The organism is Streptomyces sp. S063, from assembly GCF_002832675.1.
Taxonomy (GTDB): Bacteria; Actinomycetota; Actinomycetes; order Streptomycetales; family Streptomycetaceae; genus Streptomyces; species Streptomyces sindenensis.
This window is the reverse complement of the sequence record NZ_CP021707.1, coordinates 5221125-5241951: the sequence shown is the minus strand read 5'-3', so window position 1 is coordinate 5241951 and position 20827 is coordinate 5221125. Positions and strand designations below refer to the sequence as shown.

Genomic DNA, 20827 nt, shown 5'->3' with positions numbered 1-20827 from the left:
ATCCGAGGCGGGTCAGCTGGTCCGGCGGGTGACGAATTCGGCCAGCGCCAGCAGGTCGCCCGCCGTGCTCGGGTCGGGGACCGCCCGGGAGAGGTGGTGGACCGCCCGGGCCATCCGGTCGGCCGCGCAGACCTGGGCCCAGTCCCGCCCACCGGCCCGGTCCACCGCGTCGGCCGCCCTGCCCACCTCGGCGGCGGTGTTCATGGGCCCCCGGTAGAGCGCGGCGAGCTCGGCGGCGGCCGGAGTGCCCGACGTGAGGGCGGCAACCACGGGAAGGGACTTCTTGTGGGCGGAGAGGTCGGCCCCGACGGGCTTGCCGGTGCGGTCGGGGTCGCCCCAGATGCCGATCAGGTCGTCGATGAGCTGGAACGAGAGCCCCGCCTCCCGGCCGAACCCGTCCATCGCGCGGACCGCCCGGTCCTCCGCCCCGGCGTAGAGGGCGCCGAGCGCGCAGGCGCAGCCGAGCAGGGCACCGGTCTTGGCGGTCGCCATGGTGAGGCACTCGTCGAGGGTGACCTCGTCGGGGCCGCGCTCCTCGAAGGCGCAGTCCGCCTGCTGGCCCGCGCACAGCTCGATGACACAGGTGGAGAGCCGGGCGGCGGCGGGCGCGGCGGCCGGGTGCGCGTCCTCGGCCAGCAGCCGCTGGGCGAGGGCGAGCATGGCGTCGCCGGTGATGATGGCGTCCGGGACGCCGAAGACCGCCCAGGCGGTGGGCCGGTGCCTGCGGGTGGTGTCCTCGTCGATGACGTCGTCGTGGAGCAGGGTGAAGTTGTGGGCGAGTTCGACGGCGACGGCGGCCCGGATCGCGCGTTCCGGATCGCCGCCCAGCGCGCGGGCGGCGGCCAGCACGAGGGCCGGCCTGATGGCTTTGCCCGCCTGGCCGGAGGCCGGGGTTCCGTCGGCGTTCTGCCAGCCGAAGTGGTACATCGCGATGCGGCGTATGGCGCCGGGCAACGACTCCACGGCCGATCGCAGATGCGGGTCGACGACGGCACGGGTGCGCTCCAGGAGCGCCGCGGCCTCGTGCCCTTCCGTCGCTGCGTCCGTACTGGTCATGGTCACGGTCAACTCCCTGGGGCGAGGCGATGGGTGCGGACCCGGGGGCCCGGGCGGCGGCTGCCGCCCGGGCCCCCGGGGTGGCTAGGGATCAGCGCCAGCGGCTGACCTCGACGTTCTCCAGCACTCCGAGGGCGTCCGGTACCAGGATGGCGGCGGAGTAGTACGCCGTCACGAGGTAGGAGATGATCGCCTGCTCGTCGATCCCCATGAAACGGACCGAGAGACTCGGTTCGATCTCGTCGGGGATGCCGGTCTGCTGGAGGCCGATGACGCCCTGCTCGGCCTCGCCGGTCCTCATGCAGATGATGGAGGTGGTCCGGGCGTCGGTGACGGGGATCTTGTTGGACGGGAAGATCGGCACCCCGCGCCAGGCGGGCACATGGTGACCTCCGATGTCGATGCTCTCCGGGACGAGTCCCCGCCGGTTGCACTCCCGGCCGAAGGCGGCGATGGCCTTCGGGTGGGCGAGGAAGAGCTTCGATCCGCGACGGCGCGAGAGCAGCTCGTCCATGTCGTCCGGGCTGGGCACCCCGTCGTGCGGCTGGATCCGCTGCCCGTAGTCGCAGTTGTTGAGAAGTCCGAACTCCCTGTTGTTGATCAGCTCGTGCTCCTGGCGCTCGCGCAGCGCCTCGACCGTGAGCCGCAACTGCTGCTCGGTCTGGTTCATCGGCTGGTTGTAGAGGTCGGCGACCCTGCTGTGGACCTTCAGCACGGTCTGGGCGACGCTGAGCTCGTACTCGCGGGGCGCCGCGTCGTAGTCGACGAAGGTGTGCGGGACGACCGCCTCGCCGACATGGCCGGCGGAGAGGTCGATCGCCGCTTCGCCGTAGTGGTTGGTCCGCTGCTCGGGGATCGAGAGCAGTCCGGCGAGGTGGCCCTGCAGGGATTCGGCGCGTTCCGCGAGGTTGTACACATCGGCCCGGCTCAGGGTGAGGAGCGTGCACGGGGTGAGCGCGCGGGCCGTGTACTCCCAGACGGCATCGCCGTCGATCAGGCTCTGGTCACCGAAGTAAGCGCCGTCGGCGAGGACTCCGAGCTCCGTCTCGTCCCCGTAGAGGCCGGATCCGATCTTCTCGATCTTGCCGTGCGCCAGCAGGTAGACCCGGTCCGCCGCTTCCCCCGAGGCGGCGAGCACCTCCCCCGCGTCCACGTCCCGCTGCTCGCACCTGCGGGCGAGCTCGGCGAGGACCTCCTCGTCCCCGAAGTTGCGCAGAGCGGGCAGCTCCCCCAGCTCCGCGGGGATCACGGCCACCCGGTCTCCGGTCTGCACGAAGGTCACCCGGCCGTCACCGACCGAATAGCTGAGCCGACGGTTCACCCGGTACGTACCGCCCTGTACCTGCACCCACGGCAGCATCTTCAGCAGCCACCGCGAGGTGATCTCCTGCATCTGCGGCGCGGATTTGGTGGTCGTCGCGAGGTTCCGCGCAGCCGCCGTCCCCAGACTCTGCTGCGGCGGCGCCTGCGTGTCGCGAACCTCTTCACCAACGGACATCTGACGTCCTCTCGATCATGGGCTGACCTGCGAGGAAGAGACTTTCAGCAGGAGGGTCGGACCCGCCATTACACAAAAGAGTGTGACTAATCCGCCTTCGGACGGGGCACGTTGGACCCTGTCACCGAACCACACCCTTAATTTGCATCGCATGTGCAACTTATCTACGCTGAGGCCATGCGGCTGACGAGATTCACCGACGTGGCACTCCGCGTCCTCATGCGGCTCGCCGTCGCCGAGGGCACGGAAGCCCCGACCACCCGCGAAGTGGCGGCCACCATGCGGGTCCCGTACACGCACGCCGCGAAGGTCGTCGCCCGCCTCCAGCACCTCGGCCTCCTCGACGCCCGGCGCGGCCGGGGCGGCGGACTCTCGCTGACCTCGGCCGGCCACTCCGCGTCGATCGGCTCGCTGGTGCGGGAGCTGGAGGGGCCGGAGGAGGTCGTCGAGTGCGAGGGCGACACCCCTTGCCCGCTCCGCTCCGCCTGCCGGCTGCGGGGAGCCCTGCGCGGAGCCCAGGACGCCTTCTACGCCGCACTGGACCCGATCACCGTCGCCGACCTCGTCGCCTCCCCCACCGGCCCGCTCCTGCTCGGCCTCGGCAGCGGCCCGCCACCCGACTGACCCCGCCCCGGACCCCGCGATCACTCCCGCCCGGCCGCTGGGGCGGTTACCCCTGCCCTTAAATACGCATCCGACGTTCCAAATTAGGAGCCCCATGCTCTCCGACCGGTCCACCGCCACCGTCCGCGCCACGCTTCCCGTCGTCGGCGCGGCCATCGGGGACATCGCCGACCTCTTCTACGAGAAGCTCTTCGCCGCCCACCCCGAGCTGCTGCGGGACCTGTTCAACCGGGGCAACCAGGCCTCCGGCGAACAGCGCAGGGCCCTGGCCGGGTCCATCGCCGCGTTCGCGACCGCGCTGGTCGAGCGGCCCGGCACCCGGCCCGACGTGATGCTGGAGCGCATCGCCCACAAGCACGCCTCGCTCGGGGTGACCGCGGAGCAGTACGAGGTGGTGCACACCCATCTGTTCGCGGCCATCGCCGACGTCCTGGGCGACGCGGTCACCCCGGAGGTCGCCGCCGCCTGGGACGAGGTCTACTGGCTGATGGCGGGCTCCCTCATCGCCGTCGAGGAACGCCTCTACGCCCAGCGGGGCGTCCTGGCGGGCGATGTCTGGCAGGCGTGGGAGGTGGCCGGCCGGGTGGAGGAGACCGAGGACGTCGCCACGTTCCTGCTCCGCCCCGCCGAGGACATGCCCGCGCCCGCCTTCCGCCCTGGCCAGTACGTCTCCGTACAGGTCGAACTCCCGGACGGGGCCCGCCAGATACGCCAGTACAGCCTCTCCTGCGCCCCCGGCTCCCGGCTCCGGTCGATCACCGTGAAGCGCGTGCGCGGCCAGGGCTCGCCCGACGGCGAGGTCTCCCGCCATCTGCACGAGCACATCCGCGTGGGCGACCTGCTGCGCGTCTCGGTCCCCTACGGGGACCTGGTGCTCGACCACCTGGACGCGCCCCTGCTGCTGGCCTCGGCGGGCATCGGCTGCACCCCCATGCTGTCGATGCTGGAATACCTCGCCCAGGAGGGCCACCGGGGCCCGGTCACCGTCGTGCACGGCGACCGCTCACCGGCCGACCACGCCCTGCGCACCGATCACGTACGGCTGACGGAGAAGCTCCCGGACGCCGAGGCGCACTTCTGGTACGAGGCCCCGGAGGCCGGGCAGCCGGCGAACCGCACCGGCCTCGTCGACCTGGACGGCATCACCGTACGGCCGGGAACGCACGCCTATCTGTGCGGCCCGCTCCCCTTCATGCGGGCCGTCCGGGCCCAGCTGCTGGAGGCGGGGGTCCGGCCGGCCGACGTCCACTACGAGGTGTTCGGCCCGGACCTCTGGCTGGCCGCCTCCTGAAACGCCGCGGGGCGGCAGGCGGGCGACAATGGGCGCGTGACCAGCCCGACCCCCGGCCCGCCCCGCCTCGACGCACTCCTGAGCCCCCGGCTCCCCTCCCCCTTGCAGGAGGTCCACGACGAGGGTTTCGCCCGCCACGGGGTGCGGCTGTTCCTCAAGCGGGACGATCTGGTCCACCCCGATCTGCCGGGCAACAAGTGGCGCAAACTCGCCCTCAATCTGGAGGCCGCCGCCGGGCGCGCCGTGCTCACTTTCGGGGGTGCGTACTCCAACCACCTCCGGGCGACCGCGGCGGCCGGGCGGCTGCTGGGGTTCGGGACCGTCGGTGTCGTCCGTGGCGACGAGCTGGCGCACCGGCCGCTCAACCCCTCCCTGGCCCGGTGCGCGGCCGACGGGATGCGGCTGCACTTCGTGGACCGTACGACGTACCGGGCGAAGGCCTCCCCCGAGGTTCTGGAGGGGCTGCTGAGCCGGTTCGGGGACGTGGTGGTCATCCCGGAGGGCGGCAGCAACGCCCTGGCCGCACAGGGCTGTACGGCGCTGGGGCGCGAGTTGGCCGGAGAGGTCGATGTGGCGGCCGTGGCCTGTGGGACCGGCGGCACCCTGGCCGGGCTCGCCGCCGGGCTGGATGCCGGGCAGCGGGCGCTGGGGGTGCCGGTGGTCGGTGGGGGTTTCCTGGCCGGGGAGGTGGCGCGGCTCCAGCGCGAGGCGTTCGGCGGCCCGGCCGGGTACTGGTCGCTGGAGGAGCGCTTCACCTTCGGCGGCTACGCCCGTACGACCTCGGAGCTGGACGCCTTCGCCGACGGCTTCGAGGACCGGCACGGGCTGCCCGTGGAGCGCGTCTACGTCGCCAAGCTGCTGTTCGCGCTGACCGCGCTGGCCGGCGAGGGCGCGTTCGCGCGGGGCAGCCGGGTGGCCGCCGTGATCACCGGCACCCCTTGAGGGGCGCCCCTTGAGGAGCCGTTGGGGTTGGAACTGTCCCTGATCTTCGGCTGTATGAGCAAGGTGTCCTTGACCTCATGTCCTCGGAGGTACGTCGAGGGCCGCCGTGTGAGCAACGGCGGATGCGGCAGCGGGGGCACGAAGCGCGCTCAGGAGGGGCAGACAGCCGGCCACGAGCCCCACAGCGACCAAGGCGAACGGAGGCGGACGCCGGAGTGCGGCGGGCCCCGCCGCCGACCGCCGCACTGGCCGCAATCAGGGCCATCAGTGGCAGCGCGTCCATCCCACCGTGCTTGGTCGATCCGTCGTAACCTGCCCATCTTGACGCTCTCCTCTCTGAAGGAGGGAGATTCTTACGGCTCGCGCCGTAAGACCTCCTGTTTCATCGCCGACTGCCCGCCCGGAGAATTCCGTTGAGGTCTTACACCAGCTCCGCAGGCTGTAACCGCCCGTCCGGCGGCCAGAAGGTTGATCGCTGCCTTCACGTCCCGGTCGTGGGTTGTGCCGCAGCCACACGTCCATGTGCGGACGTTCAGCGGCATCTTGCCCTGCAAGGTGCCGCAGGCGGAGCACAGCCTGGACGAGGGGAACCACCGGTCGACGGCGATCACCTCGCGCCCGCACCACTGGGCCTTGTACTCCAGCATGCTCCGGAACTCCGACCACGCCGCGTCTCTGATGGCACGGGCGAGTTTCCGGTTTCTGACCATGTTGCGCACGGTCAGGTCCTCGATCACGAGCGTTTGGTTCTCACGCACGAGCCGAGTGGTGATCTTGTGGAGGTGGTCGCGGCGACGGTCGGCGATCCGGGCATGGATCGTGGCGACCCCGCGCCGGGCCTTGGACCGGTTCGCGGACCCCTTGTCCTTCTTCGCCATGCGCCGTTGGGCCTTCGCCAGCGCGGCGCGATCCCGGCGTTCGTGCCGGGGGTTGGCAATCTTCTCCCCGGTGGAAAGGGTCAGGAGATGATCGAGCCCGGCGTCGATGCCGACTGCCGCGTCCGTGGCCGGCAGGGGCTCGATGCTGGGGTCCCCGCACAACATGGAGACGAACCAGCGCCCAGCCGCATCCTGCGACACGGTCACCGAGGACGGAGACACCCCTTCGGGCAGCGCCCTGGACCAGACGATGTCCAGCGGCTCACGCGTCTTGGCGAGGGTGAGCTTGCCGTCCCGGAAGCGGAACGCACTGGTGGTGGACTCGGCGGACTTCCGCGACTTCTTTCTCGACTTGAATGCTGCGGTTCGTCGCCGCTGCGGCACGCCACCGGACACTTCCGGGCGACCGGTCACCCCGTGATGCGGAGCTTCGAACCGGGCGAGAGCTGGCGCTGGTGCTTCGAGGACGGTTCGATCGTCTGACGCCTGGGTACGTCAATGCGGCGCCGGTTCTTCGTAATTGGACGTCGCAGACCCCTAGCCACTGTCCGTACTCATGGGCTTACCATGAGTGACGGTCGGGGTGTGGGGTCCGTACGACACGGCATCATGGATCCGATAACGTCGCCGAGCCGAAGAACCGTCGACGGACCGCATGGCTCCGGGCCCCCTTTCCCGGAACCTCGAAAGAGTTTGTGCCACCTTGGAGGTGAGGGTGTCCCAGATCGCAGGCGAGCCCGGGAATCAGGACTTCGTAGAAGTCCGGCTGCCCGCTGCGGGTGCCTACCTGTCGGTGCTGCGAACGGCCACGGCCGGTCTCGCAGCGCGTTTGGACTTCACTCTCGACGAGATCGAGGATCTTCGCATCGCGGTCGACGAGGCCTGCGCGATCCTGCTCCAGCAGGCCGTGCCGGGCTCCGTCCTCAGCTGCGTCTTCCGTCTCGTCGACGACTCCCTCGAAGTGACGGTGTCGGCGCCCACCACCGACGGCCGGGCGCCCGAGCGCGACACCTTCGCCTGGACGGTGCTCTCCGCGCTGGCCGGCAAGGTCGACTCCTCGGTCGCGGACGACCGTACGGTCAGCATCAGCCTCTACAAACAGCGCGGCGCGGGCCCCGGGCCGGCGTGAGCGACGGGAACGGGGACGGTCCTGTGCGGGACGAGACGATCCGATCCGGGGTGGTGCGCCCAGCAGGCATCCCGGAGCAACAGGCCCGGCCGCATCCGGAGGACGGAGCGGACGGGTCCGAGGGCTTCGACGTCGCGGTGGAGCAGCAGTCGCAGGCAGAGCGGGCGGGCCAGATGAGCGAGCACGGGCACCACGATCCACACGACCGCAGCGGGGCCCGGGCCCTGTTCTTCGAGCTGCGGGAGCTGCCCGACGGTTCCCCGGAGAAGGCCGAGCTGCGCAACCGGCTGGTGCGCATGCATCTGCCGCTGGTGGAGCATCTGGCCCGCCGGTTCCGCAATCGCGGCGAGCCGCTGGACGACCTGACGCAGGTCGCGACGATCGGGCTGATCAAGTCCGTGGACCGGTTCGACCCGGACCGGGGGGTGGAGTTCTCGACGTACGCCACCCCCACGGTGGTCGGCGAGATCAAGCGCCACTTCCGGGACAAGGGCTGGGCGGTGCGGGTGCCGCGCCGCCTCCAGGAGCTGCGTCTGTCGCTGACCACGGCCACCGCGGAGCTCTCCCAGCAGCACGGCCGTTCGCCGACCGTGCACGAGCTGGCGGAGCGGCTCGGCATCTCCGAGGAGGAGGTGCTGGAGGGCTTGGAGTCGGCCAACGCGTACAGCACGCTCTCGCTGGACGTGCCGGACACGGACGACGAGTCGCCGGCCGTGGCGGACACGCTGGGCTCGGAGGACGAGGCGCTGGAGGGCGTGGAGTACCGGGAGTCGCTCAAGCCGCTCCTGGAGGACCTGCCGCCGCGCGAGAAGCGGATCCTGCTGCTGCGTTTCTTCGGGAACATGACCCAGTCGCAGATCGCCCAGGAGGTCGGCATCTCGCAGATGCACGTCTCGCGGCTGCTGGCCCGCACCCTGGCGCAGCTCCGCGAGCGGCTGCTCGTCGAGGAGTGACGAGTACGGCGGCAGGGCTCAGGCGTCGGGGGTCGCCTTCGGCTCCCGGCGGATGCCCAGGTCCTGGGTGGTCGCCGGGTTCAGGACGAGCACGAGGCCGGTGACGGCGACCACCGCGAGCACGATCCCGGTGGGGATCAGCGCGCCCTGCGAGCGCAGCAGCGTCCAGGCCACCGGCAGCGCCATGATCTGAGTGATCAGCGCGGGCCCCCGGCTCCAGCTGCGCAGCAGCAGCAGTCCGCGGGCGGCGATCAGCGGGATGGCGCCGAGCGCGACCAGGGTGATCCCGACCGTCTCCGCCTGCTGCGTGCTCTCCAGCTTCCCGAGCAGCCCCATGACCAGCAGGTAGATCCCGCCGACGGCGAGAGCCACGCCTTCGAGGGCGTTGACCCCGGCGAGGGCGGTGATCCTGGTCGGACGCTCCGCGGTGGAGGGCGACGGGGTGGACGGTGTCTGCTGAGTGCTCACGCCTTTCAGGTTGGCATCCCCGGCGCCCGGAAGTGAAGCCGGGGTGTGCGGGAGCCGTACCCGTTCGGCGGTGGACCGGGGCAGGGCGTCACGTTCCGTGACCGCCCCGGAGCGCAGTGAACCGGGCTTCGGTCTCGAACCGCCCGGTAGGTAGGCTGGCCGTCATGCGCGCACTCCTCGTGGTCAATCCAGCTGCTACCACCACCAGTGCCCGCACCCGTGACGTGCTCATCCACGCGCTGGCCAGCGAGATGAAGCTGGAGGCGGTGACCACGGAGTACCGGGGGCACGCACGGGATCTGGGACGGCGGGCCGCGGACAGCGACGACATCGACCTGGTGGTCGCCCTCGGCGGCGACGGCACGGTGAACGAGGTCGTGAACGGTCTGCTGCACCGGGGCCCGGACGTGGACAACCTCCCGAAGCTCGCCGTGGTCCCCGGCGGGTCCACGAATGTCTTCGCGCGCGCCCTGGGGCTGCCGAACGACGCGGTGGAGGCGACCGGCGCGATCCTGGACGCCCTGGAGAACCGGACCGAACGCACGGTCGGCCTGGGCCTGGCCGCCGGCACCCCGGGGACCGAGGACGAGTCCGTTCCCGAACGCTGGTTCACTTTCTGTGCCGGACTCGGGTTCGACGCCGGGGTCGTCGGCCGGGTCGAACAGAAGCGCGAGGGCGGCAAGCGTTCGACGCACGCCCTGTACGTACGCCAGGTGGTGCGGCAGTTCCTGAACGAGGCCCACCGCAGACACGGGACGATCACGCTCGACGTGCCCGGCCAGGACCCGGTGACCGACCTCGCGCTCTCCATAATCTGCAACACCGCACCCTGGACCTACCTGGGCAATCGCCCGGTCTACGCCTCGCCGAAGGCCTCCTTCGACACCGCGCTGGACGTCCTCGGACTGAAGCGTCTGTCCACTCCGGCGGTGGCCCTGTACGGCACCCAGCTGCTCACTTCGAGCCCCGAGAAGGGGCCCCGCGGGAAGCATGCCGTTTCACGGCATGACCTCACGGACTTCACCTTGCATTCAAAGGTCCCACTGCCCTTCCAGATGGACGGTGACCACCTGGGACTGCGTACCAGCGTGACGTTCACAGGCGTACGCCGTGCACTGCGTGTGATTGTGTGAGTGGAAGGGCCGAAAGTCCTTTAACTCGAACGTTTGGACTGGGTCCCACCCCCAAGAAGTGCGCCTGTGACCTAGTCGACACCGAGGAATCAAAAAAAACTTTCCAGAAGGGGTTGTATCCGTCGCTGAGGTTTGGGAATCTCTTCATGGCGCTCGGGACGGCCCGCAACACCGGCCTCCACTGAGAGTCAGAACCCCTCCTCACCATCACAGACCACACCCAGTCCATCTGGGGGTCGGCCTGTCATCTGCGGGGGGATTCGTGAAAGCGTTCACATTCACAAGCAACAAGCGTGTAATACCAAGGAGAGGTAGCAGCCATGGACTGGCGTCACAACGCCGTTTGTCGTGAGGAAGACCCCGAGCTGTTCTTCCCCATCGGCAACACCGGTCCTGCGCTGCTGCAGATCGAGGAAGCCAAGGCTGTCTGCCGCCGCTGCCCCGTCATGGAGCAGTGCCTGCAGTGGGCGCTCGAGTCCGGTCAGGACTCCGGCGTCTGGGGTGGCCTCAGCGAGGACGAGCGCCGCGCGATGAAGCGCCGCGCCGCTCGCAACCGGGCGCGTAACGCCAGCGCCTGAGCGACCCCCCGCACCAAGCCTCAGCCCGGCGGCGCGTACAGAGCGTACGCACAGCCCCGCCTTCGAGTCGCAGCGCGCAGTACCCCGGAGCGCATCGCAACGTGAGCATCACGGAGCGGGCCCGGACCGTCACCACGGTCCGGGCCCGCTCTGCTGTGTGCGCCGGGTCGCCCGAGACGGCCCCGCTTACTTGAGACCCTGCACCGGGAGGTCCAGCACCACCTGGGTGCCGCGTTCGGGGGCCGGGATCATGCCGAACGTGCCGCCCAACTCCCCCTCCACCAGGGTCCGTACGATCTGGAGCCCGAGGTTGCCGGCCTGCTTCGGGTCGAACCCCTCGGGCAGGCCGCGCCCGTCGTCGGTGACGGTGATCAGCAACCGCCCCTCCGCGGGCGATCCACCGCGCACGGCGGAGACCTCGACCGTGCCGTGGTCGGCCAGGGTGAAGGCGTGCTCCAGGGCGTTCTGGAGCACCTCGGTCAGGACCATGGAGAGCGGGGTGGCGACCTCGGCGTCGAGGATGCCGAAGCGCCCGGTGCGGCGGCAGGTCACCTTGCCCGGGGAGATCTCCGACACCATCGCGATGACCCGGTCGGCGATCTCGTCGAACTCCACCCGCTCGTCCAGATTCTGGGACAGCGTCTCATGGACGATGGCGATCGAACCGACGCGCCGGACCGCCTCGTTGAGGGCCTCGCGGCCCTGCTCGGAGTCCATCCGGCGGGACTGGAGACGCAACAGGGCGGCCACCGTCTGGAGGTTGTTCTTCACCCGGTGGTGGATCTCCCGGATGGTGGCGTCCTTGGTAATCAACTCGCGCTCCCGGCGGCGCAGTTCGGTGACGTCCCGGAGGAGGACCAGGGAGCCGATCCGGGCGCCCTTGGGCTTGAGCGGGATGGCCCGCAGCTGGATCACCCCGCCCGCGCACTCCACCTCGAACTCGCGGGGCGCGTAACCACTGGCGACCTTGACCAGGGCCTCGTCCACCGGCCCCCGCGACGGGGCCAGTTCGGCGGTGACGGTGCCGAGGTGGTGGCCGACCAGGTCGGAGGCGAGGCCGAGGCGGTGGTAGGCGGAGAGGGCGTTGGGGCTGGCGTACTGGACGATCCCGTCGGCGTCGAGCCGGATCAGGCCGTCGCCCACGCGCGGGGAGGCGTCCATGTCGACCTGCTGGCCGGGAAAGGGGAAGGCCCCGGCGGCGATCATCTGGGCCAGGTCGGAAGCGGACTGGAGGTAGGTGAGCTCCAGCCGGGACGGAGTGCGCACGGTGAGCAGGTTGGTGTTGCGGGCGATCACGCCGAGGACCCGCCCGTCACGGCGTACGGGGATGGACTCGACCCGTACGGGCACCTCCTCGCGCCACTCCGGATCGCCCTCGCGCACGATCCGGCCCTCGTCCAGGGCCGCGTCCAGCAGCGGGCGGCGGCCGCGCGGCACCAGGTGGCCGACCATGTCGTCCTGGTAGGAGGTGGGCCCGGTGTTGGGGCGCATCTGGGCGACGGAGACGTACCGCGTGCCGTCGCGGGTGGGCACCCACAGCACGAGGTCGGCGAAGGACAGGTCGGAGAGCAGCTGCCACTCCGAGACCAGCAGATGGAGCCACTCGAGGTCGGTATCGCTCAGAGCGGTGTGCTGGCGGACGAGGTCGTTCATGGAGGGCACGTGGGGAGCGTACCCGGGGATACCGCAGGCGTTCGAACCACTGGGGCCGATGAGCCGTGCAGGGGTACGGGGGTATGGCGATGGACAGGGGCGGCGGCCGGCCCGAGAATGTCGTGCACACGGATGGACACGAGTATTGGTCTAGTCCACAATGGTTCATCAAGACCTCCGCTCTCCCCGCACAGGAGAGCGGACCGAGGCACCCGGCGCTCTCTGCCCTGACCGCGCCGGTGCCTCCAGTGGCCGGGGGCACCGCACACCGCCGGCCAGGCAGGGCCTGCCTTTTGGAACAGGCCGGATCAGCGAGCGGGGCCCGGTGCGTGCAGCTGCAAGGCGGAGGAGGGAGTCGACGCGGAGCGTCGGCGACCGACGACAACGCCGCAGATGTGCGTGCCGGGCCCCGTGAGCCCGGCCTGTTCCGAAAGGCAGGCCCGCAGCTCCGGGCTGCGGTGCCGGGCGGGCTGAGGGTCCCGCTCTGGCGCCGCGGCCCGCGGGTGTTCTCGGGGCCGTACCGCCTCGGTCCTCAGCGGGTCTCGGTGACCTTCGCCAGGGCGCGGGGCGCGTCCGGGTCCTGGCCCCGGGCGATCGTCACCTCGTACGCCAGCATCTGCAGCGGCAGGATCTCCAGGACCGGCTGCAACTCCTCCGGGACGCCCGCCGTGGGCAGCGAGAAGCCGGCCGACGCCGCCTCCACCTCGGCCTTGGGACCGACCACGAAGAGATCCGCGCCGCGCCCGCGCAGCCGGTCCAGCACCGGCTGGAGCGCCTCGCCGCCCCGGCCGTCGGTGACCACGGCGATCACTGGGGAGATGTTGTCGACCATCGCCAGCGGTCCGTGCAGCAGATCCGCGCCGGAGTAGGAGAGAGCGGGGATGTAGCTGGTCTCCATGAGCTTCAAAGCCGCTTCCTTGGCCGTCGGATAGCCGTAGCCGCGCGAGGTGATCACCATGCGTTCGGCGAAGCGGTAGCGGGCGGCCAGCGCCCTGACCTCGGCCCGGCGGCCCAGGATCGCGCCCGCGAGGTCGGGCAGCCCTGCGGCGGCGTCGGTGCCGTCGCGGCCGCCCAGGCCCTCCACGAAGAGGTACAGGGAGAGCAGGGAGGCGGTGTACGTCTTGGTGGCCGGGAGCGCCTTCTCCGGGCCCGCCAGGATGTCGATGTGGTACTCGGAGACGGCGGCGAGCGCGGAGTCCGGGTTGTTGGTGACGGCGAGGGTGACGGCCCCGGCATCCCGGGCGGCCCTCGTGGAGGCCACCAGGTCCGGTGAGCCGCCCGACTGGCTGACGGTGATCACCAGGACGTCCCGCAGGTCCGGCTCGGCCCCGTACGCCGTCGTGGTGGACATCGAGGCGAGACCGCAGGGCAGGCCGAGGCGGATCTCCAGCAGGTACTTCGCGTACAGGGCCGCGTTGTCGGAGGTTCCGCGCGCGGTGAGCAGCACGAACCGGGGCTTCCGGGCGGCGATCTCGGCGGCGACCTCACGGATGCGGGGCGCGCCCCGGTCGAGGATGCGGCGCAGCATCGCGGGCTGCTCGGCCATCTCGCCGGACATGATGCGGCCGGGGCGGTCGCCCTGGCCGCCCGGGTCGGCCGGAAAGGTGGCGGACATATGGAGGCCTCCCTGTGCTGTCGGCTGCGGTGTCGCCGTACCGGACAAGTCGACCAGGCAATTCCGCAGGCCGCCAGCGGGCCGGGGTGGGGGCCGCCGGTGCGTGGACTCTTCTCCGTACGGCTGCCCGATTCTGCTAAATTGGAGTTTGATTGGTCTATACCACCTCCTCCCCTAGTCAGATCGGCAGGCACAGCGTGGAAGTTGTCATCGTCCCGGACGCCACGGCAGGCGGCGAACTGATCGCGGAGGCCATCGCCGCGCTGCTCCGCCGCAAGCCCGACGCCCTGCTCGGCGTTGCCACCGGCTCGACCCCGCTGCCCATCTACCGCGCGCTCGCGTCGAAGGTCGCCTCCGGCGCGGTCGACGCCTCGCGCGCCCGGATCTGCCAGCTCGACGAGTACGTCGGGCTGCCCGCCGGCCACCCGGAGTCGTACCGCTCCGTGGTGCTGCGCGAGGTCATCGAGCCGCTCGGGCTCTCCGAGGCGTCCTTCATGGGCCCCGACGGCTCGGCCGAGGACGTCCAGGCGGCGTGCGAGGCGTACGACCGCGCGCTGGCGGAAGCGGGCGGCGTGGACCTCCAGCTCCTGGGCATCGGCACGGACGGGCACATCGGCTTCAACGAGCCGTGCTCCTCGCTCGCCTCGCGCACCCGGATCAAGACGCTGACCGAGCAGACCCGGGTGGACAACGCGCGCTTCTTCGACGACGACATCGAGCAGGTGCCGCACCACGTGATCACGCAGGGCATCGGGACGATCCTGGACGCCCGGCACCCGATCCTGCTGGCCACCGGCGAGGGCAAGGCGGAGGCCGTCGCCCAGACGGTGGAGGGACCGGTGGCCTCGATCGTGCCGGCGTCGGCGCTCCAGATGCACCCGCACGCGACGGTGGTGGTGGACGAGGCGGCGGCATCGAAGCTGAAGCTGGCGGACTACTTCCGGGCCACGTATGCGGCGAAGCCGGAGTGGCAGGGGCTGTAGGGCTTCGCCCCTCGCCCCTTGTTCCTGTACGGCTCAGGGCCGGGACGCCGTCGTGGTGTCCCGGCCCTTTGCCGTGTGGTGCTGTGTGCTGAATGGTGCAGCCCGTCCGGCGGGAGGCTTTGTCCTCGATCGCCGGACGGGCCGGGTAGGGCCGGTGTCAGGACTTCGTGCCGGTCAGTGCTTCCGCCGCTGCCTGGCCGCAGACCCTTGCCGCGCCGTGGGTGGCCACGTGCAGTGCGCCCCTCGGGGGCGACTGGGGCAGGCCCATCTCGACCACCACCGTGTCCGGGCGGGCCGCCAGCAGGGCGTCGAGCGCCGCGCCCATCCAGGCGTGCCGGTGCTCGTCGCGGACCACGGCGACGATGCGCCGCTCCCCCGCAGCCGCCAGGACCGCGTCCGCCACGGCGGTGGTCCCCGCGGTGTAGGTGTCCGTGCCGGTGCCGGGCAGGATCCGCTCCAGCTCGGCGGCGATGCCCCACGGGGTCTCGTCGCCGACCGCGATGTTCGCCTCCGCGCCGAACGAGGCCACGTACGCCGCCTCGGTCAGCCGGTCGCCGGAGCCGGTCACCAGGACCGCGCGGCGGGCGGCGGTCAGACCGATGTCGGAGCTGACTCCGGTGCCGGGCGCGGTCCCCTCCTGCACTGCCGCGCCCGACTCCCGGATGTCCCCCCGAACCCTCTGCGTCCAGGACGCCAGGGCTCGTACACGGGCGGCCGCGTCGGCGAGCCGCTCCTCGGTCAGTTCCCCGCTGCGCACGGCCGCGACGAGGGCGTCGCGCAGCCGCAGCACCGTCTCCTCGTCGGCCAGGCCGCCGCCCACACAGATGGCGTCGGCGCCCGCCGCGAGGGCGAGGACGGACCCGCGCTCGATTCCGTACGCACCGGCGATGGCGTCCATCTCCACGGCGTCCGTGACGATCAGGCCGTCGTAGCCCAGCTCCTGGCGCAGCAGACCGGTGAGGATCTGCGGGCTCAGGGTCGCCGGGCGGTCCGGATCGAGTGCGGGAAGCAGGATATGCGCGCTCATCACCGATTTGGAACCCGCTGCGATGGCCGCCCGGAAAGGCACCAGCTCACGGGCGTGCAGGGTGTCGAGGTCCACATCGATGCGGGGCATCGCGAGGTGCGAGTCGACCGCGGTGTCGCCGTGTCCGGGGAAGTGCTTGGTGCAGGCGGCGACGCCGGCGGCCTGGAGCCCCTCGATGTACGCGGCGGTGTGCCGGGCGGCCAGCCGGGTGTCGGCGCCGAAGGAGCGGACGCCGATGACCGGGTTACCCGGATTGGAGTTGACGTCGGCGGACGGCGCCCAGTTGAGGTTGACGCCGCACTCGGCGAGCCGGCGGCCGAGTTCCTGGGCGACGGCCCGGGTGAGGTGGACGTCGTCGACCGAGCCGAGCGCGAAGTTGCCGGGGAACGAGGAGCCGTGCGTGACCTCCAGACGGGTCACGTCGCCGCCCTCCTCGTCGATGGCGACGAGGACGTCGTCCCGTTCGGCGCGCAGCCGCGCGGTGAGCGCGGTGAGCTGCTCGGGCGAGGTGATGTTGCGGCCGAACAGGCCCACGGAGGCGAGGCCCTCACCGACGCGGCGCAGCAGCCAGTCCGGCGCGGTGGTTCCGGTGAATCCGGGCTGGAGCACGGCGAGCGCGTCGCGCGTCACGGTGTCCGTGGTGGAGACGAGGGTGGTCATGGGCCCGCACTATCCCTTCACGGCGCCGGAAGTGAGGCCTGCGGCCATCTTCTTCTGAATGATCATGAAGAACACGACGACGGGGAGGGCGATCATGGTCGATGCGGCCATGAGGGCGCCGTAGTCCGTTCCGCGCTCGGTCGTGAACGTCATCAGCCAGACGTTCAGCGTGTACTTGGAGTTGTCGTTGATCAGGATGTACGCGAAGAGGTACTCGTTCCACGCGTTCACCAGGGCGAAGATCGACGCCGCGGCGAGCCCGGGGGCGAGCAGCGGGAAGATCACCCGTCGGAAGGCCTGGAAGCGGGTGCAGCCGTCCACCATCGCGGACTCCTCCAGCTCCACCGGGATGTTCACGACGAAGCCGCGGATCATGATGGTGGCGAAGGGCAGCGTGGAGACGAGGTAGACGACGATCAGGCCCCAGTACTCGTCGATCCCGCCCATGGCGTTGAGCTGGGCGTAGATGGGGATGAGCATCGCCGTCGGCGGCAGCATCTGGACCAGGATCATGATCAGGACCAGGGCCTTGCGGCCGAAGAACCGGAACCGGCCGATCGCCAGGGCCGCCAGTGTCGCGATGATCATGCCGCCGACCACCGCGGTGACCGCGACGATCAGGCTGGACTGGATGGCGGTGGCGAAGTTCGGCTGCTCGGTGGCCCGGACGAAGTTGTCGAAGGTGATCGACGTGGGCCAGAGCGTCTGGTCGTAGCTGCGGATCTCCCGGTTGGGCCGCAGGGCGCTGATGACCAGCCAGTAGACCGGGAAGACCATGACCAGGGCGATGCCGAGGCCGAGCAGGTCGAGGTGGAGCCGGCTCTTCTTGCGGTCGGGCCGCAGCGCCTGTGTCGTCTGGGTCGAGCTGCTCATTCGACCTCTCCCGTCTTCATGAGCTGGCGCAGGTAGTACACGGCCACGCCGGACAGCAGCAGCACCGTGATCAGAGCGATGGCGGTGCCCTGGCTGAAGGAGGTGGACTCGAACGCCTTGGAGTAGGAGTAGAGGCCGAGGGTCTCGTACTCCGGCTCGGGCTTGTTGCCGCGCAGCAGCCAGATCTGGCCGAAGACGTTGAAGTCCCAGATCACCGAGAGGGTGGCGACCATGGTGAAGACCGGCTTGATGACCGGCCAGGTGACGAACTTGTAGATGCCGTAGGCGCTGGCGCCGTCGAGGGCGGCGGCCTCCTCCAGTTCCTGGGGGACCTGGGTGAGGGCGGCGTACAGGGTGACGACGACGAACGGGATGGCGCCCCAGACGACCAGCAGCGTGATGATGCCGAAGCCCTGGACGGGGTTGAGGTACCAGTTGTGTCCGAGCCAGTCCTCGCCGACGACCTTGGCGATCAGGGTGTTGATCAGGCCGTAGTCGGAGTCGGCCATGAAGCGGAAGATCGAGGCGGCGACCATCAGCGGCATCGACCAGGCGGCGATGAGGCAGGCGGTGAGCACCAGCCGGACCCAGGTGGAGAGCTTGCGCATGAGCAGGGCGACCAGCAGGCCGATGCCCATGGTCAGGGTCACGCAGATGGCCATGAAGACGACCGTGCGGAAGGTGACCCACCAGAACTCGGAGTCGCCCAGGATGTTGGTGAACTGCTCGAAGCCGACCCAGGGGGCGGGATCGCCGGTCCACAGCTCGCGGCGGCCCATGTCCTGGAAGGACATGATGACCGTCTTGCCCAGGGGGTAGAGGTAGACGGCGGCGATCGCCACGATCGCCGGGAGGATCAGGAAGTAGGGGAGGAGTTCACCCTTCTTCCGCTTCCTCTTCTGTACCCGGGGCGCATCGTCGTCGTGGGACGACTTCCCGATCGCCTGCGGGTCGGGTGGTACGGGGACCGGCGGCCCGGCGGCCTTGGTATCAGCGGCAGACACGTGGCTGACCTTCCATCGCGGGTCCGGGGCGGGCCCCGGAATTCACGGCGTACTTTTGCGGGAAAGGCGCGGGGGCCCGGCACAGTGCCGGGCCCCCGCCTGGCGATCGGAAGGTCAGGATTCCTTGTTGATCAGCTCGTTGATCTTCTCGTCGGCCTTCTTGCTGGCGTCGGCGACGGAGGCGCCCTTGACGATCTCCAGGAGCATGTTCTGGAGGATCTCCTCCTTCTCCACGGAGGCCCAGCCCGGCGCGATCGGCGTGAACCAGGCGTCCGGCACCGCGTTGGCGATGGCGGCGGTCTCCGGCTTCTGCTTCAGCGGCTCGAGCTGCTTCTCGTTGTTGGGAAGGATGTTCTTCGACGCGAGGACCTCCATGGACTTCGCGTTGGTGAAGAGGGAGATCCACTCCTCGCCGAGGTCCTGGACCTTGGACTTGGAGATGGTCGCGAGGTCCGAGCCGCCGATGAAGGACGGGAGGGCCTTGCCCTCGGGGCCGGGCATACCGGCCGTGGCGATCTTGCCCTCGAGCTTCGGGTTGCCGTTCTCGCCGCCCGTGACGCTGCCGGCCTCCCAGGCCTGGCCGTAGATCACGGCGGCCTTCTCGTTGGCCATGACGTTGGCGTGGTCCTGCTCGTCCTTCGTCACGTCGGCCTTGTTGTACTTCTTGACCAGGTCGACGAAGTGCTGCAGGCCCTTCTGCGCCTCCGGGGTGGAGAGCGCGGCCTTCCACTCCTTGCCGCCCTCGTCGTACGTGGCTATCTGGCCACCGTAGGCGGCGACGTAGGACATCGCGGCGTACCAGTAACGGCCCGGGAAGTAGAGGGAGGAGGCGCGCTTGTCCTTCTTGCCCAGCTCGGCGCCGACCTTGTCCATCGCGGCGAGGAACTCGTCCTCGGTCTGCGGGAGGACGTCGCTGCCGGTGCCGGCCTTCAGCATGTCCTTGTTGTACACGGCGAGACGGGCGCTCGCGTAGTAGGGAACGCAGTAGGTCTTGCCCTCGAAGGAGCACGTGTCCTTCAGACCCTTGATCCAGGTGTCCGAGTTCTCGTACTTCTTGGGGTCGATTTCTCCGAGCGCACCATTGAGGATGTACTGCATGGTCTCGGTGTTGCCGAGTTCGACAACGTCCGGGAATTTGTCGCCACCGAGGGAGGTGTCCAGCTTCTTGACCTTGTCGGCCCACTGCTGGTATTGAACCTTGACCTTGACGCCCGGGTACTTCTTGTTGAACTCGGCATTGACGTCCTTGACCAGCTCGGGCCAGGTGGACTGGGCCTCGCCCATGAGCCAGACGGTCAGGGTTTCCTTGCGGTCCTTGGGGTCGGCGGACGAGTTCTTGTCATCCGAACCACACGCTGCGACCGAAACCAACATGCCCGCGACACCGATCGCCGCGATGAGCTTGCGCTTCACGTCAAACCCTCCTCAGGGATGCTGCAACCCCACCCACCGCGAAGACATTCGACGAGTTCTGCTGGGGCTGGACCTGGCCTTTAATGGTTTAGACCAGTACCGGGAGCTTGGCCTAGACCTTTAGGGGTGTCAAGGGTGTATAAGAAGTGCACTCGCGTCCGTTATAGGACCGACACCTAAGGGAGGGCGACGACCCGTGACCGGACCGTGCCACCATGTGAGCCGCGACAGACGGAGGAGCCGGTGACGGCAGCAACGCAAGCGTCGGGAAGGCGGGCCATGAGTGCCGACGGGGGCAGTACGGGGAGCGAGACCGGTACCGGTACGCGCACGGCGCGCGTACCGAAGTACTACCGGCTCAAGCGGCATCTCCTCGATATGACGGACACCCTGCCGCCGGGCACCCCGGTGCCGCCCGAACGCACCCTGGCCGCCGAGTTCGACACCTCGCGCACCACCGTGCGCCAGGCCCTCCAGGAACTGGTCGTCGAGGGCCGGCTGGAACGTATCCAGGGCAAGGGCACCTTCGTCGCCAAGCCGAAGGTCTCCCAGGCCCTCCAGCTCACCTCGTACACCGAGGACATGCGCGCCCAGGGGCTGGAACCGACGTCCCAGCTCCTGGACATCGGCTACGTCACGGCGGACGACACCCTCGCCGGACTGCTGGACATCTCGACGGGCGGCCGGGTGCTGCGCATCGAGCGGCTCCGCCTCGCCAGCGGCGAACCGATGGCGATCGAGACCACGCATCTTTCGGCCAAACGCTTTCCGGCTCTGCGCCGTTCGCTGGTGAAGTACACCTCGCTCTACACCGCGCTCGCCGAGGTGTACGACGTCCGCCTCGCCGAGGCGGAGGAGACCATCGAGACCTCGCTCGCCACACCTCGGGAAGCCGGACTGCTGGGCACCGACGTGGGCCTGCCGATGCTCATGCTGTCCCGCCATTCGGTGGACGGCCAGGGCGAACCGGTGGAGTGGGTGCGCTCGGTGTACCGGGGCGACCGCTACAAGTTCGTGGCGCGCCTCAAGCGCCCGACGGACTGAGCGCC

19 protein-coding genes and 1 pseudogene are annotated in these 20827 nt (G+C 70.0%); 10 read left to right on the top strand and 10 right to left on the bottom strand.

Going from position 1 to position 20827, the window contains the following annotated elements:
- Positions 1–12: 12 nt before the first annotated feature.
- Positions 13–1056 carry a family 2 encapsulin nanocompartment cargo protein polyprenyl transferase gene (locus tag CCZ36_RS24370; protein WP_069737599.1) on the bottom strand — a complete coding sequence of 348 codons (1044 nt, stop codon included), beginning with the start codon at positions 1054–1056 and terminating at the stop codon, positions 13–15.
- A gap of 91 nt (positions 1057–1147) precedes the next feature.
- Positions 1148–2554: a family 2B encapsulin nanocompartment shell protein gene (locus CCZ36_RS24365; protein WP_069737567.1), complete on the bottom strand. Its 1407-nt coding sequence runs from the start codon at positions 2552–2554 to the stop codon at positions 1148–1150.
- A 177-nt stretch (positions 2555–2731) separates the two neighbouring features.
- On the opposite strand from CCZ36_RS24365, the gene CCZ36_RS24360 reads away from it, so the two are divergent.
- The 3 genes from CCZ36_RS24360 to CCZ36_RS24350 all read left to right on the top strand — a co-directional run bounded on the left by CCZ36_RS24360 (position 2732) and on the right by CCZ36_RS24350 (position 5411).
- Positions 2732–3178, top strand: coding sequence for an RrF2 family transcriptional regulator (locus tag CCZ36_RS24360; RefSeq protein WP_128818551.1), 447 nt, complete (start codon positions 2732–2734; stop codon positions 3176–3178).
- Positions 3179–3272: 94 nt separating this feature from the next.
- A complete protein-coding gene (locus CCZ36_RS24355; protein WP_128818550.1) occupies positions 3273–4469 on the top strand; it encodes a globin domain-containing protein in 1197 nt (398 codons plus the stop codon).
- A gap of 36 nt (positions 4470–4505) precedes the next feature.
- On the top strand, positions 4506–5411 hold the full coding sequence (locus CCZ36_RS24350; RefSeq protein WP_128818549.1) for a 1-aminocyclopropane-1-carboxylate deaminase/D-cysteine desulfhydrase: 906 nt from the start codon (positions 4506–4508) through the stop codon (positions 5409–5411).
- 353 nt (positions 5412–5764) lie between these two features.
- On the opposite strand, the pseudogene CCZ36_RS24345 reads toward CCZ36_RS24350, so the two are convergent.
- Positions 5765–6592 (bottom strand): annotated as a pseudogene (locus CCZ36_RS24345) (RNA-guided endonuclease InsQ/TnpB family protein); the annotation flags it as partial.
- Here CCZ36_RS24345 and CCZ36_RS37010 point away from each other — a divergent pair.
- The 3 genes from CCZ36_RS37010 (at position 6482) to CCZ36_RS24335 (ending at position 8371) form a co-directional block, all read left to right on the top strand.
- A complete protein-coding gene (locus CCZ36_RS37010) occupies positions 6482–6772 on the top strand; it encodes a UBP-type zinc finger domain-containing protein (RefSeq protein WP_370738534.1) in 291 nt (96 codons plus the stop codon). The pseudogene CCZ36_RS24345 and the gene CCZ36_RS37010 sit on opposite strands and share 111 nt — an antisense overlap.
- Positions 6773–7004: 232 nt before the next feature.
- Positions 7005–7418, top strand: coding sequence for an anti-sigma regulatory factor (locus CCZ36_RS24340; protein ID WP_067163834.1), 414 nt, complete (start codon positions 7005–7007; stop codon positions 7416–7418).
- Positions 7415–8371, top strand: a complete 957-nt coding sequence (locus CCZ36_RS24335) for an RNA polymerase sigma factor SigF (RefSeq protein WP_370738532.1) — start codon at positions 7415–7417, stop codon at positions 8369–8371. The genes CCZ36_RS24340 and CCZ36_RS24335 overlap by 4 nt, the downstream gene beginning before the upstream one ends.
- Before the next feature lie 18 nt (positions 8372–8389).
- Here the strand turns inward: CCZ36_RS24335 and CCZ36_RS24330 are convergent, their stop codons facing one another.
- The gene (locus CCZ36_RS24330; protein WP_128818548.1) at positions 8390–8839 is read right to left on the bottom strand and encodes a hypothetical protein; all 450 of its coding nucleotides are present in this window, start codon (positions 8837–8839) and stop codon (positions 8390–8392) included.
- Between the two features lie 164 nt (positions 8840–9003).
- On the opposite strand from CCZ36_RS24330, the gene CCZ36_RS24325 reads away from it, so the two are divergent.
- Both CCZ36_RS24325 and CCZ36_RS24320 read left to right on the top strand, forming a co-directional pair.
- Positions 9004–9972 carry a diacylglycerol/lipid kinase family protein gene (locus CCZ36_RS24325; RefSeq protein WP_006127486.1) on the top strand — a complete coding sequence of 323 codons (969 nt, stop codon included), beginning with the start codon at positions 9004–9006 and terminating at the stop codon, positions 9970–9972.
- A gap of 320 nt (positions 9973–10292) precedes the next feature.
- Positions 10293–10550 carry a WhiB family transcriptional regulator gene (locus tag CCZ36_RS24320; RefSeq protein WP_003953983.1) on the top strand — a complete coding sequence of 86 codons (258 nt, stop codon included), beginning with the start codon at positions 10293–10295 and terminating at the stop codon, positions 10548–10550.
- Positions 10551–10736: 186 nt separating this feature from the next.
- On the opposite strand, the gene CCZ36_RS24315 is transcribed toward CCZ36_RS24320, so the two are convergent.
- A complete protein-coding gene (locus tag CCZ36_RS24315; protein WP_069737561.1) occupies positions 10737–12203 on the bottom strand; it encodes a sensor histidine kinase in 1467 nt (488 codons plus the stop codon).
- A 532-nt stretch (positions 12204–12735) separates the two neighbouring features.
- The gene (locus CCZ36_RS24305) at positions 12736–13818 is read right to left on the bottom strand and encodes an SIS domain-containing protein (protein ID WP_128818547.1); all 1083 of its coding nucleotides are present in this window, start codon (positions 13816–13818) and stop codon (positions 12736–12738) included.
- 197 nt (positions 13819–14015) lie between these two features.
- Between CCZ36_RS24305 and nagB the strand changes: the two genes are divergently transcribed.
- Positions 14016–14801, top strand: coding sequence for a glucosamine-6-phosphate deaminase (gene nagB / locus CCZ36_RS24300; RefSeq protein ID WP_069737559.1), 786 nt, complete (start codon positions 14016–14018; stop codon positions 14799–14801).
- 157 nt (positions 14802–14958) lie between these two features.
- Here the strand turns inward: nagB and CCZ36_RS24295 are convergent, their stop codons facing one another.
- The 4 genes from CCZ36_RS24295 to CCZ36_RS24280 form a co-directional block, all read right to left on the bottom strand.
- Positions 14959–16488, bottom strand: coding sequence for a glycoside hydrolase family 3 protein (locus tag CCZ36_RS24295; RefSeq protein WP_069737558.1), 1530 nt, complete (start codon positions 16486–16488; stop codon positions 14959–14961).
- Between the two features lie 9 nt (positions 16489–16497).
- Entirely contained in the window at positions 16498–17361 is an 864-nt protein-coding gene (locus tag CCZ36_RS24290) for a carbohydrate ABC transporter permease (protein ID WP_069737557.1), read from the bottom strand.
- Positions 17358–18365, bottom strand: a complete 1008-nt coding sequence (locus tag CCZ36_RS24285; protein WP_069737556.1) for a carbohydrate ABC transporter permease — start codon at positions 18363–18365, stop codon at positions 17358–17360. Before CCZ36_RS24285 ends, CCZ36_RS24290 begins: the two co-directional genes overlap by 4 nt.
- 114 nt (positions 18366–18479) lie before the next feature.
- Positions 18480–19778, bottom strand: coding sequence for a sugar ABC transporter substrate-binding protein (locus tag CCZ36_RS24280; protein ID WP_069737555.1), 1299 nt, complete (start codon positions 19776–19778; stop codon positions 18480–18482).
- Between the two features lie 279 nt (positions 19779–20057).
- Here CCZ36_RS24280 and CCZ36_RS24275 point away from each other — a divergent pair, with 279 nt between their 5' ends.
- Positions 20058–20822 (top strand): GntR family transcriptional regulator, encoded by a 765-nt coding sequence (locus tag CCZ36_RS24275; protein WP_006127478.1) that lies wholly within the window; start codon positions 20058–20060, stop codon positions 20820–20822.
- Positions 20823–20827 lie beyond the last annotated feature (5 nt).